Source organism: Ruminococcus gauvreauii (assembly GCF_025151995.1).
In the GTDB taxonomy this organism is placed as follows: Bacteria; Bacillota; Clostridia; order Lachnospirales; family Lachnospiraceae; genus Ruminococcus_G; species Ruminococcus_G gauvreauii.
This window is the reverse complement of sequence record NZ_CP102290.1, coordinates 3,063,557-3,078,055: the sequence shown is the minus strand read 5'-3', so window position 1 is coordinate 3,078,055 and position 14,499 is coordinate 3,063,557. Positions and strand designations below refer to the sequence as shown.

Sequence of the window (14,499 nt, the reverse complement as noted above, 5' to 3'; positions counted from 1 at the left end):
GCGGGTACCTTCCTCTCGCTTATTTTATTATCTGAAATATTCCACTCCGGATTCAAAAATCTGAATATCCTGTTCTCCGTAGATATTGACCGCCACGGAATCATCGCGGCGTTCTGAATGTGCCATCTTTCCGAGCACGCGTCCGTCAGGGCTTGTAATACCTTCGATCGCTGCATAGGAACCGTTGACATTCCACTCTTCATCCATCGATACGTTCCCGTTCAGGTCACAGTACTGCGTCGCCACCTGTCCGTCTGCAAACAGTTTCTGAATCCATTCATCACTTGCAACGAAACGTCCTTCCCCGTGAGATGCCGGATTTGTATAGACGCCTCCCAGCTGTGCCTTGGCAAGCCATGGGGATTTGTTCGTAACCACTTTCGTATATACCATCTTTGAAATATGGCGTCCGACTGTGTTGTACGTAAGTGTCGGTGAATCTTCTGTCTGTCCCACGATCTCACCGTGAGGAACGAGTCCCAGCTTGATCAGCGCCTGAAAACCGTTGCAGATTCCAAGTGCCAGTCCGTCCCGCTCATTCAGCAGCTTCATGACAGCTTCTTTGATCCTGGCATTACTAAACGCCGTCGCAAAGAATTTGGCGGAGCCGTCCGGCTCGTCACCTGCGGAGAATCCGCCCGGGAACATGATGATCTGTGACTGCCCGATCGCCTCCTCGAAGATGCGGACAGAATCACGAATGTCTTCCTCTGTCAGATTCTTGAATACCTTCGTCACAACGTCTGCGCCTGCGCGCTCGAATGCTCTGCGGCTGTCGTACTCGCAGTTCGTACCCGGGAATACCGGAATAAACACGGTCGGCCGTGCGACTTTATGTCTGCAGACATAGACACTTCCTCCGTCGTACAGCGGACTTTCCACCGGCTGCACATCGTCTGTTCCTTTTGTCTTAAACACGGATTCCAGAGTACCCGTCCATGCATCCAGCGCCTCATCCATGCTGACGTTCACACTGCCGTATGAGAATGCGGCGTCATCCGTCACTTCACCGATCACCGTGTAGGAGGATGCCAGCTCACCGACTTTTCCGTCTGTCACTTCACAGATCACGTCTCCGAATCCCGGAGCGAAGAAGTCCCTTGCATCCAGACTATGTTCGATCTTCACGCCCAGTTTATTCCCAAATGCCATCTTGCTGACGGCAGCGGCAATTCCATGGCGGTCCAGCGCATATGCCGAAACGATTCTGCCCTCCTGAATGTCCGTATGGAGTTTTTCATACATGTCCATCGCTTCCTCATAAACCGGCATATCATAGCTGTCTTTCGGCAGGCGAAGCCATACCAGACGGTTTCCTGCTTTTTTAAGCTCAGGTGTGATAATATCCTGTTCCTTCGCAATATCCACGGCAAAGGAGACGAGTGTCGGCGGAACGTCCATATCATTAAAGGTTCCGGACATACTGTCCTTCCCTCCGATGGACGGCAGTCCGAATCCAAGCTGTGCGCTGTATGCGCCCAGAAGCGCTGCGAACGGCTGGCTCCAGCGCGCCGGATCCTCTGTCATGCGGCGGAAGTACTCCTGGAACGTAAAGCGGATTTTTTTATAATCTCCGCCGGAAGCTGCGATGCGTGCGATGGACTCTGTCACCGCATAGATCGCCCCGTGATACGGACTCCAGCTGGACAGATACGGATCGAACCCGTAGCTCATCATCGTCACGGTATTCGTATTTCCATTTGCCACCGGCACCTTGGCAACCATCGTCTGAGTCTCAGTCAGCTGATACTTTCCGCCGTACGGCATGAATACACTCGCCGCACCGATGGAACCGTCGAACATCTCCACGAGTCCCTTCTGGGAGCATGTGTTCAGATCCTTCAGCGTATCCAGCCACTTCTCTTTCACATCAGAAACATCCTCGCGCACCAGTACATTGCCGTCACGGTCCGGTATATCGACAAGAACTTCTGTTTCCTGATGTGCACCGTTCGTATCGAGGAAGGCTCTCGAGATATTTACAATCTCTTTGCCTCTCCAGCACAGTACCAGGCGCGGACTCTCGGTCACGACCGCAACCTCAACAGCCTCCAGATTCTCCTCATTCGCATATTTCAGAAACTCTGCGACATCTTTCGGGTTCACGACAACGGCCATACGCTCCTGAGACTCGGAGATTGCGATCTCTGTACCATCCAGTCCTGCATATTTTTTCGGTACCTTATCCAGGTTCACCCGAAGACCGTCTGCCAGCTCCCCGATCGCAACGGAGACACCGCCCGCGCCGAAGTCGTTACATTTCTTGATCAGTCTGCTGACTTCTTCCCTGCGAAACATTCTCTGGATCTTACGCTCCGTCGGCGCATTACCCTTTTGTACTTCTGCTCCGCAAGTCTCGATAGACTCTTCCGTATGAACCTTGGAGGAACCGGTAGCTCCGCCGCAGCCGTCACGTCCGGTACGCCCGCCGAGCAGGATGATGATATCACCCGGATCCGACGTCTCGCGGATGACCGCACGTCTCGGAGCCGCGCCCATGACAGCGCCGATCTCCATGCGTTTTGCCGCATAATTCGGATGATAGATTTCTTTCACGTAACCGGTGGCCAGACCGATCTGGTTGCCGTAAGAGCTGTAGCCGTGTGCAGCGGAGCGAACCAGCTTTTTCTGCGGCAGTTTGCCCTTCATTGTCTCCTGTACCGGAACCGTCGGGTCTGCAGCGCCCGTCACACGCATCGCCTGATATACATACGTACGTCCCGAGAGCGGATCGCGGATTGCACCGCCAAGGCATGTGGCAGCGCCACCGAACGGCTCGATCTCAGTCGGATGGTTATGTGTCTCATTCTTAAAGTTGATCAGCCATTCCTCTTCCACACCGTCCACATCGACCGGCACGATGATACTGCAGGCATTGATCTCCTCGGATTCTTCCTGATCGGAAAGCTTGCCTTCTGCTTTCAGTTTACGCATCGCCATCAGTGCCAGATCCATCAGGCAGACAAACTTGTCATCGCGGTCTTTGAAGATAACCGCGCGGTCCGCCAGATACTGCTCATATGTGGCAACGATCGGTTCTTTATAATCACCCTCTCTGAAATCCACTTTTTTCAGCTCCGTGGAGAATGTCGTATGGCGGCAGTGATCAGACCAGTACGTGTCCAGCACGCGGATCTCTGTCATGGAAGGGTCGCGCTTTTCTTCCTTCGTATAATAATTATGGATATGCAGGAAATCTTTAAAGGTCATCGCCAGATTCAATGAATCGTACAGTTCTTTCAGTGCATCCTCACTCATACCAAGAAATCCGTCAAAGATCTTTACATCTTCAGGCTCGTCAAATACAGTCACCAGGGTTTCCGGTTTCACCATATCTGTCTCACGGGAATCCACCGGGTTGATACAGTGATTTTTAACAGCCTCAAATTCCTCATCTGAAATGTTTCCCTCGATCACATATGTCGTCGCAGACCGGATGATCGGTTTTTCATCCTCTTTCAGGAACTGCACACACTGCACCGCAGAGTCCGCACGCTGGTCAAACTGCCCGGGAAGATACTCTACCGAAAAAACACGTGCACTGCCGGCTGCCGCAAACTCTTCACGGTAAAGAACATCTACCGGCGGCTCGGAGAATACACTTCTGCACGCTTTCTCAAAAATATCGTCTGAAATATTCTCCACATCATAGCGGATCAGTACCCTTACCCCTGTTACTCCCGGGATATTGAGATAACTGCCGATCTCGTGTTTCAATTCCTTTGCCTGTACTGCGAAATCCGGTTTCTTTTCTACGTAAACTCGTCTTACACTACCCATTTTCTCCTCCTATGTTTCCACACTTGCTGCAGCCTGCAGCCTCATTCGTTGGTGACTGCGATAACTTCAACTTCACAAAGCACATTTTTCGGAAGCGTCTTCACCGCCACACAGGAACGTGCCGGTTTCCCGGTGAAATATTTTCCATATACTTCATTAAAAGCCGCAAAGTCATCCATATCTGCCAGAAAACAAGTCGTCTTGACCGCCTGTCCATAGCTGCTTCCCGCTTCTTTTAAGACTTCTCCCAGATTCTGCATCACACGTTCTGCCTGTTCTGTAATATCTGCCCCTGTGATCTCGCCTGTAGCCGGATCGATCGGTATCTGCCCTGAAGTAAATATCATATTTCCCGTGATGATTGCCTGTGAATACGGTCCGATCGCCGCCGGAGCTTTTGTGGTGCTGACTGTTTTCATGTCCTGTTCTCCTCTCTTTACGCTGCTTCCGTTCATTCTTCTAAGAATGCAGTCTTCATGCTTATTATAGCGAATAATGCCCTTGTACGTCAAGAAGTGCCCTCCCAGAATTCACGCACCAGATTTCCCACCTGTGTCAGGGAGCATCCTCTGTAATCATGCCACTCCCGCGGAAACAGTTTCCGGTAATCCGCCGTCAGGAAACGCTCATCAAGGAGCGCTATCACTCCCCGGTCCTGATCAGTCCGTATCACCCGCCCTGCCGCCTGCAGGACTTTGTTCATTCCCGGAAAGCGATATGCATAGTCAAAGCCATTTTCACCTGCCTGATCATAATAATTCATTAAAATCTCCCTCTCTGTTCCAATCTGCGGAAGCCCCGTACCGATCAAAACTGCACCGATCAGCCGCTCTCCGGAAAGGTCGATCCCCTCCGCAAAGATTCCTCCCATCACGCAGAAACCAACTGTAGTGTGTTCCCCGTCGAGTGCAAACGCTTCCAGAAACGCTTCCCTGTCGGCTTCATTCATCGACGTATGCTGTACCAGGTAGCGGACGGTTTCATCCCTCTCATCCGCATATTGCTCCCGGTACACTTCGTACACATCACTCAGCATCCGGTAAGACGGGAAGAAGACCATATAATTTCCCTTTTTCCCCGAGATGACCTGATGAATATAGGAAGAGATCCTGCTGTACTCTTCATACCCCCTCCGTTTATACCTGCTGCTCACATCTTTTCCGATCAGCAGCGCCCGGTTCTCCCGGGGAAACGGTGACTCCACATAAATCGCATAATCTTCGCCTTCGCTGCTTCCGAGCAGCTTCCTGTAGTAGGTGATCGGAAGCAGTGTGGCGGAAAAAAACACGGTACATCGTCCCCTGCTCAGGCATTGCTGCAGATTCCGGGCCGGATTGACGCAGAACAGGCGGAGATAAAATTTTCCGGTCTCGTCATGGTATGCATACGTCACATAATTTTCATCGAGCAGATCACAGATATTCAGAAAGGTCCGAACCTGAAAATAGAATTCCAGAACGTCTTTCCGAAGTTGTCCCTCCGCCAGTTCTTCCAGAAATGTCTCCAGTTCTCCCTGAAGATTCATCAGCGAAATCCCGAGTGCTCCCGGTCCGTCCAGCACCTGATATGATTCACATTCCCGCTTCAGTTCCAGCAGCTGACGGTTGCCCCTGTCCAGATACCGTTCCAGCTTTTTATTATACGGGGCAACTTTTTTTCGTATTGCCAGAAAATCTTCCTTGCACAAAACGGCGCTGAACATCTCCCGTCCCCGCTCCACCAGATTATGTGCCTCATCGATCAGAAAAAGATACTCTCCTTTTACCCCCTCAGAAAAAAAGCGGCGCAGGTGCGCCCTGGGGTCAAATACATAATTATAGTCACAGATCACCGCGTCTGTCCATACAGACAGATCCAGGCTCATTTCATATGGGCATACCTTCCATTTTTCACTGTGCCTGAGCAGTGTTTCCCTGTCAAATGCATTCTCACCGGTCAGTATCTCGTACACCGCATCATTGACGCGGTCATAGTGTCCTCTGGCACGCTCGCAGTGCTCCGGGCTGCATTCCATTTCTTCGCAGGCACACAGCTTCTCTTTCGCCGTCAGCGTAATGACCTTAAACGCCAGTCCATGATCTTTCAGAATACCAAAAGCCTCCTCCGCGACCGTCCTGGCGATCGTGCGTGCCGTGAGATAAAAAATCTTATCTCCATGCCCTTCGCCCATTGCCCGGACTGCGGGAAAAACGGCTGACATCGTCTTTCCCACCCCGGTAGGCGCCTGTACGAACAACTCCTTTTTCCGCAGGATAGTCCGATAGACGCTGCTTACGATCTCCCGCTGTCCTTCACGGTAGGAAAATGGAAATTCGAGTCCCTGCATCGATTCATTCCGGCACTTCTTCCAGCTCACATAAAATTCGGCCCACGGATAATACTTCTCCAGCAGCTGCCCAAACCACTGCTCCAGTTCTGCCTGCGTATACTTCTCATGAAAATAGCGGATATCCTCGTCTTCCATGTTGCAGTAAGTAATCTGTACCGTGATATTGCCGCAGGGATGGTCCTGCATGTACATCCATGCATAGCACATCGCCTGCGCCGTGTGAAGCGGATCAGGACCTTTCAGTTCCGCCAGATCACGGAAGGTCCCTTTGATCTCGTCAATCAGAACGTCCCCTTTTCTGTCAACGATCCCATCCGCGCGTCCTTCCAGCACGAATAAAAATGTTTCATATTCTTTTTCATAGCGCAGCGATACTTCGGCCTGATACTCCGCCCCCATACTCTTTTGTATCTTTCGGTGTATCTTGCTTCCCAGCTGCATCGCCTCTTTATCCGGCGCCGCACCTGTCCTGCTGTCCAGATCTCCGCCGCGCAGGATAAACTCTACCAGACCGCGCACGGAAATTTTGACTACTTCTTTTTCCATGTCTTCCCTCGTTCTTTGCGTATAGACAGCATTGTATCATATTTTCTCCAAATACAAAACCGCTGCAAATACGGATAGTCTCCTATCCGTCCTGCAGCAGTCTTTCTTTTCTATCGTCTATTATTTTTTTCAGGCTATCGCATACTTTTTCAGCATACGTGTAAATTCCGGATTTTCGCCATAGCTCTGTACCGTCAATGGCTTCGTCAAATCCATGCTCAGAATCCCAAGAATTGATTTCGCATCGACAACAACACGATTATAAAAAATGTCAATGTCAAAATCGCATTTGCCCGCAACGGATACAAATTCTTTTACTTCTTCTGCGGCGTTCAATTTAATCTTACATTCTGCCATAGTTATCATTCCTCTCTCGTGACCCGCGTTAATGTTTTTATTTAACACATTATGGCACCTTGCAGCGAGAAAGTCAATTCAAAATCCTGTATAAATTCAGGCCCCAAATCGCCCGATTTATGTGATTTTACACAATTCCTGTCTGAGCCCGCATCTGCTATCCCAGAATGCTTTGTATGTGTTGATTGCTGACTGTATGGAATTTTCCTTCGTCCGCCGCCTTCGCATATTCCGGATGAACCGGGACTTTTCCAAGTACCGGAAGCTCATACGCCGACGCAACCTGATCCACTTTGCTCTCTCCAAAGATAGGAAATGCCTTTCCGCAGTCAGGACAGATCGCGTAGCTGTAATTCTCCACGATTCCAAGTACCGGAATCTTCATCATCTCAGCCATTTTCACCGCTTTTTTAACGATCATTTTCACCAGGTCCTGCGGTGAGGTAACGACAACCACACCATTCACCGGAAGCGACTGAAAGACCGTAAGCGGTACATCACCGGTTCCCGGAGGCATGTCAACCAGCAGGAAGTCCAGTTCGCCCCAGATGACGTCTGTCCAGAACTGTTTCACCATATTTGCGATGACTGGTCCTCTCCAGATCACAGGATCGTCCGCATTTGGGAGCAAAAGGTTGATGGACATGATTTTGATTCCATTTTCCGCCGCGATTGGCTCGATCCCGCGGTCGCCTGCTTTTGCGGGACCTTTAATTCCATACATTTTCGGAATGGACGGACCTGTGATGTCCGCATCCAGGATTCCCACTTTAAAGCCCTGTTCGCACAGCTGGTTCGCAATTGACGCTGTGACAAGAGATTTGCCGACGCCTCCCTTTCCGCTGATGATTCCGATCACCCGTCCAATCCGGGAGTCTTCATTCATTTTTTCCTGAAAGCTGTGCTGTTGTCTGCTGGGACATCCTTCACAGCTCTCTTTGCTGCATGTTGTACTGCTGCATTCTTTCGCCATTTCTTTCCACCTTCTTATTTAATAAATCTGTCTATTGCTTTATGAAGCTCTGCCAGCGTTTCCTTATCTCCGCTCTCCACTGCATCCACAATACAGTGTTCAATATGATCCTGCAGGATCACCTTGCCCGTATTATTGATCGCAGCTTTTACTGCGGACAGCTGAATCAGCACTTCACTGCAGTCTCTTCCGTCTTCCACCATCCGTTTTATCGATTCCAGATGGCCAATTGCCCTCGACAGCCGGTTGATAACCGCTTTCGTATTCTGATGAGTATGGGTATGCGTATGATTGTGTGTATGCTCCACCACGGTTCCATCTTCCAATACATGTGTATGCTTTACACTGTTCTCATGCTCTGCCATCGATCTCCTCCTGATGTACCTTTGTCCCTTTTCTATCCGCAGACTCCGTTTATACCTCTGTAAAGGTCATACGCTGTTTCATCCCGGAGGTCATGATCTCAAACACGATGCTGCCGTCCTCTTTATTGATGATATCATATTCCAGAACCTTGTCCCTGAATTTGTGCCTGACATATTCTTCCGGATCCTCTATTTCGATCTCATCAATATAGACATCCCGCATCTGATTGTTTGAACATTTATTATATATTTCCCAAATTGCTTCATAACGTTTCATTTGTTTCTCTCCTCCCATAATAAAACCGTATTTTTTATTATAGCAGGATATCTCCGTTCCTACAAGCAGGGGTGGGGGATATCCTGTCAAAATATTTCCCTCTCTATTCTTCCTCCGGAAATTCCACAAGCGTATAAAACCCTCGTTCCGTCTCATTGATCTCTCTGACGATTCCCCGTGTGGCTTTTAAGCGCTCATGCGGCTGATAATTTTTGCTCATCGCTATGGCAGGTATAATCGTATAATAATAGGAAGTAGGAAGTGCACTTTCCGAGATCTCAACTTCCTGCCCGATCTCCAGAAGCCCCTGCCGTTCCATCTTGAATTCCATCGTTTTCAATCTTTTGTCCCTCCCTGCAGCTATAAGGATTCACATGCACCATACAGTGCTTCACCCCTTCTATTTCACTCTCAATTCTATCATGTACAGCTTCCGCAATTCCATGCGCTTCTTCCAGTGTTTTTTTCCCGTCCTGGCTGATCTCCAGATCCACATACTTTTTATTGCCAAACATCCTGGTCTTCACGTCATCCACAGCGATCACTCCCTTTTGTTCTATCGCAATCCTGTATATCTGCCTGACAGTCTTCTCATCACACGCCACATCTGTCATCTTGCATATCGCATCGCGAAAAATGCTCACAGCCGCTTTGACGATAAAAATGCAGATCACAGCTCCGGCAGCCGGGTCCAGCACAGGATACCCAAGCCTTGCCCCTAAAATGCCTATAAAACTCCCCACAGACGACATCGCGTCAGACCGGTGATGCCAGGCATCCGCCATAAGCGCCCCTGAATTGATCTGCTTTGCAGCGGCCTTCGTGTACCAGTACATTGCCTCTTTGACTATGATGGAAACCACCGCAGCAAAAAGCGCCAGTAGTCCAGGCGCTTCCAGCGCCTGATAATCCGCATCTATGATTTTAATGATTCCGGAATATCCGATCCCAATCCCGGTAGCCGCAAGTGCAATTGCAAGAATCAATGAAGCTACACATTCCAGTCGTTCGTGTCCATACTGATGGCGGACATCCGACTGTTTTCCCGCCATTTTTACGCCGATCATCACAACAACCGTACTGAATACATCTGAAGCAGAATGCACAGCATCTGAAATCATGGCACCCGATCCGGCTATGATTCCGGCTACAAATTTGGCAACAGACAATACCACATTGACGATAATGCTGTTCACGGATACACGTACCGCGATGCTTTCTTCTATTGCTGCATGTGCTGTCTGTTTACCCAAATCGGTTACCTCCTGACAAACGGGGATGCATATCTTATACTATGCATCCCCGTTCGGAAGGTTCCTGCCTCACAGGCACCGTTACTATGACATCACTGTATTTTTAAATATCACATGTTTTACTTTATTCAGCGCAAACATCAGCACATATCCAAGTACTCCGCATGAAATAACTTCACCGAGGCCCACAGTGAGCATCATGAACGGAATCGGAAGCGGGATTCCGTAACCATAGCGCAGCACAAACGGTACGATCAGCACGTTCATGATGATCGGCGGCAGCGGAACCAGATATTTATGCCTGCGAAGCAGCCAGGATCCCACAGCACCCACCAGCGTTGCGATACTTCCGAATACGACGTCCAGCACGATCGCACCGCCCATTGCATTGCCAATGATGCAGCCGATGAAAAGCCCCGGGATCGCCGCCGGCGTGAACAGCGGAAGAATCGTCAGTGCCTCTGAAATCCTCACCTGTACCTCACCGAAGCTAAACGCTGAGAACACGACAGTTACAACCACATAGATCGCGGCGATCATCGCCGCCTGGGTGATAAATAATACCTTTTTGTCTCTCATTTTCTGTCTCTCCTTTAGTTTTGTTTTTAGGGTGATCATGTTCACCCTACGTGTGGAAGGTCTCGAACACACGGTTATTTAGTTGTACCGACTCCCTGTTTATCAGGGTTTTGGCGATTATTACTATAGCACGGTTCCGGGGGAAATGCAAGCTGTACCCGCACTGTACCCACAATGAAAATTATGTATCAAGATGCCGTCGATATCTGCTTCATTTCATCTGTTTTTGCTGGCGGCAACACGCGATCGTATAAATTTTTTATTATGTACATTAAAAACCGTGTACTTTTGTGATAATATAGATGTATAATCTTTTCACTACCTGTCAACACCGCAGCCAGGAAAGGACGTGTTAATATGCCATTACCGAAAGAACACACCTACACTGTTGAAGATATTTACAACCTGCCGGAAGGGCAGCGGGCAGAACTGATTGACGGCCAAATTTACTATATGGCACCACCCTGCAGAAGTCATCAGCGCATTGCCGGCAAGTTATATACATCCATTTCTAACTATATTGATGCTAAAGCCTGCCCATGCGAGCCCTATATCGCCCCATTTGCAGTATTTCTGAATGAGAACGATAAAAATTATGTAGAACCGGATATCAGCGTTATTTGTGATCCAAACAAACTCACAGATAGGGGATGCAATGGTGCACCGGACTGGATTATTGAAATCGTATCCCCCGGCAGCAGGCGCATGGACTACTCCACCAAATTGTTTAAATACCGCGCTTCCGGCGTTCGGGAATACTGGATTGTCGACCCGCACAAAAACAGAATTACCATCTGGAACTTTGCAATGGACGATACAGCAGAATACACTTTTACAGATACAGTAAAAGCCGGAATCTATGAAGACTTATCCATAGATTTCTCACAACTGGATATCTAACCCTCTGGAAGGGGCGGGAACCAGGCAGAACCAAACAGGGAGGCAATGTACTCGCATGAGTCGCTGCCTCCCTGTTCCTATTAACTATCATCCAATATTGTATTAAGAATTCACTGATTTCTGCACAGCTCAGACACGATTTCAACCCATCTCCACAGCCTCTTCGGGTCATATCGTATCGTACTCACATCCTTGATAATAATCTCCACATTACAGTTCTTTAACAGTTTCAGTTTCCCCTGCACATCCCGGCGGACTGCATCCTCGTCGAATGTGTCAAAGGCAAAGCATGCCGGACTCGGCTTCAGGGATACGACGTAATCCCGTCCCACAACCTCGGCCATGTGTTCCGTATCACTCCACGGGCTGCAGGAGATCTTTCTCAGATTTTTAATCTGACGAAGCTGGTCCATCTTGATGTCCAGACGCTCGCAGCATCCGTAGTAACTCAGCCCAAACCGTTCCATCCACGGTCTTTCATAAGCAATCGAAAACTCATCATGCATTTCTGGAGATACGGAAGTGAAGAACTGGCTGGCGGATGCCCCCCACATATCGCAGCACTTCATATTTGTCATGGTCCCTCTTTTCAGTTCCTTCGAATATCCGTATGCACCGGATCCCATTCGGTAATTGAGGTTGTTGGAACCAAGGCAGCCAAGGGCCTCGTACTGATCCAGCGCCGCCATATAGGCTTCCGATATTTTTTTCATGGATGCGTGGACGAGTTCCGGTTCCATTACCACATTCAGCAGGAGTTCATTCGTGCCCATCAGCTGCACCAGGTCGTCCACCGGAGCATACCAGAATCCCTGAACACCCTTGATCTCCACCGGCATCACCGGTCCCAGGATGTCCTGATAAGCCTCATAGGTGGCCTGTGTCGCCTCCTTGTCCAAAGTCACTTTCGGTGCCTTGATTTTCTCGGTATCTTCTATCGTAACAATCTGCGGAATAAACTTATGGCTAACAATATTATTCTCTGCATCGCTGGCAATTGTTTCCTCGGTAATCGCAATCCCCATGCCGGAGTTCTCAATGATCATCGGCGAGTAAAAGACAGGTTCCAGTACCATATCCCCCGGCATGTGTTTCCACAGATAAATTTTTCTGCGCAGCTCCTCCTCGATCCTCTGTGCAAACGGTGTAGACGTTCTCAGTGTCAGCTCATCATCCACATTCATCTCGTGCCAGGGCAGTTCATTATGCCATACGACCGGACGTGCAGACTCCAGATCATTGACTCTCTCCCAGAGTTCTGCCGTCTCCTTCTGTACAGGAAGATTCGCGATGTCCATAAACTCACGTGCCAGTTCCCGGATAACCGCCACGTCCTCATCATTGTATTCCACCGGAAGAAACATATAAGTCGTATCATTGGATACCGCTGTACCCGGCGCATCAAACGCCGCATGTGTTGTCATATTTGTTGCCATTTTTTATCCCCTTTCCATCATCAGATTCATTCCATTATACATTTTGGTATTTTGTAACTTTCACAGTTTTTTTCCTCTGCTAGTGTTATTGTACGTTTTGGAATGATATTCCGTCAATATCTTTCTATTTTTTCATCAGATTCACGATTCTCTCATTTTGTTCACGTGAACATTATTATTCTTTTTGTCTACATTTACGTTCTATTGTAAACAGAAATAAGGTTATTGCATTTTTAGTTTACATTTTTGTTTTTTGCCTATATGCCCAGCTCCGGTCAAAACAAAGAAAAGTTTTGAAGATCGTATTTCTCTGGATATTCGCATAGATATGGAGAAGGGGATGAAATCCAAATATCGGATTTCATCCCCTTATTAAGGAAGTGAAATGAAACAGTTACAACTATATTAACATGATACCACGGATTGCTCCGCACGATGTGCTCCCGCAATCCTAAAAACATTCGAAATCCGCCCTGATTGGGCTGCTTTCTCATGTTTTGCGGGTCCCAAAGTCATGCTTTTTCATGCAAGCATGAAACGCATAACCTTTTGACCCTGGTATCTTAACATTAATACTGATCTACATTATCAGCTGTTACCAGCTCATAAGGAATATCAAGCGTAGCAAAGTCTTTGCCCTGAGATGCTGCGTATGCTGCAATGGCTCCCCATTTTCCCTGGCCTTCTGCTGCCTGGAATACGGTACATCCGAAAGTGCCTGCCTTTACTGCCTCTTTTGCATCATCGTTGGCATCGATGCCGCAGACAATGATATCGCTCATGCCTGCTCCCTGAATTGCGTTCAGAGCACCCATACCCATCTCATCGTTCGCTGCAACGATCACATCGATGTCATCACCGTACTGAATCAGCCAGTCTTCTGTGATTTCCATACCGCGGTCTCTTAAGTATTCTCCCTCCAGATCCGCAAGTACTTTATAGTTGTAGTTTGCTTCATCAAGTGCATCATAGAAGCCCTGACGGCGCAGTGTCGTATGTGTAAATCCGTCGGTACCGCCAAGATAACAGATATTAACGGTTTCAGAATCATCGATGTTATCTCTTACATACTCACCCTGCAGATGACCGGATACATAGTGGTCGGAACCTACAAACCAGTGGTCGATCGGGTCACATGCGATATCGGAGTTAACGACTACGAAAGGAATACCTGCTTCTTTTGCCATATCGCAGATAACAACTTCACCGTTTGAATCAGATGCTGTTACGATCAGGCAGTCAACTCCCTGTGTAATGAAGTTCTCCGCCAGTTCAATATGAGTGTTTACTTCCTGCTTGCCGTCACCAACATTGAGTGTAACGTTCGGGAAATTCTGTTTTGTGTAGTCCTCCATCGCTTTCTGTACTCTGGAACAGAAGGTATCGGTAAAGCTCTGTGCTACATAACCCCATACATATTCTTCATCGCCGCTGATGTCATACGTCTTTGCATATTCTTTTTCCCAGTCCTTCAGGTCTGAAGTATCTGCTGCTGTCTCAGTACCGGAAGCATCTTCTTTCGCCGCATCGTCTTTCGGTGCCTCTGTTGTCTCCTCCGCTGCTGCGTCGTCCGCCACCGCTGCATCATCAGCAGGCGCTGCTGCGTCCTTGTCTCCTCCGCCGCATCCAAACAGGCTGAGTGCCATCACAAATGTCAGACCAAGTGCCAATATTTTTTTCCGCATTTTTTCTCTCCTTCTCAAT

General features: G+C 48.7%; 13 protein-coding genes. 1 reads left to right on the top strand and 12 read right to left on the bottom strand.

What is annotated here, in order from left to right; translation table 11 throughout:
- Positions 1–27: 27 nt before the first annotated feature.
- The 10 genes from NQ502_RS14590 to NQ502_RS14545 form a co-directional block, all read right to left on the bottom strand.
- Positions 28–3,780: a phosphoribosylformylglycinamidine synthase gene (locus tag NQ502_RS14590; RefSeq protein WP_028529350.1), complete on the bottom strand. Its 3,753-nt coding sequence runs from the start codon at positions 3,778–3,780 to the stop codon at positions 28–30.
- A gap of 41 nt (positions 3,781–3,821) precedes the next feature.
- Positions 3,822–4,199 carry a RidA family protein gene (locus NQ502_RS14585; RefSeq protein ID WP_028529349.1) on the bottom strand — a complete coding sequence of 126 codons (378 nt, stop codon included), beginning with the start codon at positions 4,197–4,199 and terminating at the stop codon, positions 3,822–3,824.
- A gap of 89 nt (positions 4,200–4,288) precedes the next feature.
- Positions 4,289–6,655 (bottom strand): ATP-dependent DNA helicase, encoded by a 2,367-nt coding sequence (locus NQ502_RS14580; RefSeq protein ID WP_028529348.1) that lies wholly within the window; start codon positions 6,653–6,655, stop codon positions 4,289–4,291.
- A gap of 129 nt (positions 6,656–6,784) precedes the next feature.
- The gene (locus tag NQ502_RS14575; protein ID WP_028529347.1) at positions 6,785–7,012 is read right to left on the bottom strand and encodes an HPr family phosphocarrier protein; all 228 of its coding nucleotides are present in this window, start codon (positions 7,010–7,012) and stop codon (positions 6,785–6,787) included.
- Between the two features lie 157 nt (positions 7,013–7,169).
- Positions 7,170–7,985, bottom strand: coding sequence for an Mrp/NBP35 family ATP-binding protein (locus tag NQ502_RS14570; protein WP_028529346.1), 816 nt, complete (start codon positions 7,983–7,985; stop codon positions 7,170–7,172).
- Positions 7,986–7,999: 14 nt separating this feature from the next.
- Positions 8,000–8,350: a metal-sensing transcriptional repressor gene (locus tag NQ502_RS14565; protein WP_028529345.1), complete on the bottom strand. Its 351-nt coding sequence runs from the start codon at positions 8,348–8,350 to the stop codon at positions 8,000–8,002.
- A gap of 49 nt (positions 8,351–8,399) precedes the next feature.
- Positions 8,400–8,627, bottom strand: a complete 228-nt coding sequence (locus NQ502_RS14560; RefSeq protein ID WP_028529344.1) for a hypothetical protein — start codon at positions 8,625–8,627, stop codon at positions 8,400–8,402.
- 103 nt (positions 8,628–8,730) lie between these two features.
- Positions 8,731–8,958 carry a hypothetical protein gene (locus NQ502_RS14555; RefSeq protein WP_044983397.1) on the bottom strand — a complete coding sequence of 76 codons (228 nt, stop codon included), beginning with the start codon at positions 8,956–8,958 and terminating at the stop codon, positions 8,731–8,733.
- Positions 8,906–9,880, bottom strand: a complete 975-nt coding sequence (locus tag NQ502_RS14550) for a cation diffusion facilitator family transporter (protein WP_044983396.1) — start codon at positions 9,878–9,880, stop codon at positions 8,906–8,908. Before NQ502_RS14550 ends, NQ502_RS14555 begins: the two co-directional genes overlap by 53 nt.
- An 84-nt stretch (positions 9,881–9,964) precedes the next feature.
- The gene (locus tag NQ502_RS14545) at positions 9,965–10,459 is read right to left on the bottom strand and encodes a QueT transporter family protein (protein ID WP_028529342.1); all 495 of its coding nucleotides are present in this window, start codon (positions 10,457–10,459) and stop codon (positions 9,965–9,967) included.
- 357 nt (positions 10,460–10,816) lie between these two features.
- Between NQ502_RS14545 and NQ502_RS14540 the strand changes: the two genes are divergently transcribed.
- Positions 10,817–11,359 carry a Uma2 family endonuclease gene (locus tag NQ502_RS14540; protein ID WP_028529341.1) on the top strand — a complete coding sequence of 181 codons (543 nt, stop codon included), beginning with the start codon at positions 10,817–10,819 and terminating at the stop codon, positions 11,357–11,359.
- A 110-nt stretch (positions 11,360–11,469) separates the two neighbouring features.
- Here the strand turns inward: NQ502_RS14540 and NQ502_RS14535 are convergent, their stop codons facing one another.
- Both NQ502_RS14535 and NQ502_RS14530 read right to left on the bottom strand, forming a co-directional pair.
- A complete protein-coding gene (locus tag NQ502_RS14535; protein ID WP_049898270.1) occupies positions 11,470–12,795 on the bottom strand; it encodes a hypothetical protein in 1,326 nt (441 codons plus the stop codon).
- Between the two features lie 569 nt (positions 12,796–13,364).
- On the bottom strand, positions 13,365–14,480 hold the full coding sequence (locus tag NQ502_RS14530; RefSeq protein WP_028529339.1) for a substrate-binding domain-containing protein: 1,116 nt from the start codon (positions 14,478–14,480) through the stop codon (positions 13,365–13,367).
- Positions 14,481–14,499 lie beyond the last annotated feature (19 nt).

Excerpts from the sequence above, each read along its gene's own strand:
- NQ502_RS14555 (WP_044983397.1), bottom strand. The coding sequence starts at position 8,958 with ATGGAATTCAAGATGGAACGGCAGGGGCTTCTGGAGATCGGGCAGGAA.
- NQ502_RS14545 (WP_028529342.1), bottom strand. The coding sequence starts at position 10,459 with ATGAGAGACAAAAAGGTATTATTTATCACCCAGGCGGCGATGATCGCC.
- NQ502_RS14575 (WP_028529347.1), bottom strand. The coding sequence starts at position 7,012 with ATGGCAGAATGTAAGATTAAATTGAACGCCGCAGAAGAAGTAAAAGAA.
- NQ502_RS14570 (WP_028529346.1), bottom strand. The coding sequence starts at position 7,985 with ATGGCGAAAGAATGCAGCAGTACAACATGCAGCAAAGAGAGCTGTGAA.
- NQ502_RS14535 (WP_049898270.1), bottom strand. The coding sequence starts at position 12,795 with ATGGCAACAAATATGACAACACATGCGGCGTTTGATGCGCCGGGTACA.
- NQ502_RS14540 (WP_028529341.1), top strand. The coding sequence starts at position 10,817 with ATGCCATTACCGAAAGAACACACCTACACTGTTGAAGATATTTACAAC.
- NQ502_RS14585 (WP_028529349.1), bottom strand. The coding sequence starts at position 4,199 with ATGAAAACAGTCAGCACCACAAAAGCTCCGGCGGCGATCGGACCGTAT.
- NQ502_RS14590 (WP_028529350.1), bottom strand. The coding sequence starts at position 3,780 with ATGGGTAGTGTAAGACGAGTTTACGTAGAAAAGAAACCGGATTTCGCA.
- NQ502_RS14580 (WP_028529348.1), bottom strand. The coding sequence starts at position 6,655 with ATGGAAAAAGAAGTAGTCAAAATTTCCGTGCGCGGTCTGGTAGAGTTT.
- NQ502_RS14565 (WP_028529345.1), bottom strand. The coding sequence starts at position 8,350 with ATGGCAGAGCATGAGAACAGTGTAAAGCATACACATGTATTGGAAGAT.
- NQ502_RS14530 (WP_028529339.1), bottom strand. The coding sequence starts at position 14,480 with ATGCGGAAAAAAATATTGGCACTTGGTCTGACATTTGTGATGGCACTC.
- NQ502_RS14560 (WP_028529344.1), bottom strand. The coding sequence starts at position 8,627 with ATGAAACGTTATGAAGCAATTTGGGAAATATATAATAAATGTTCAAAC.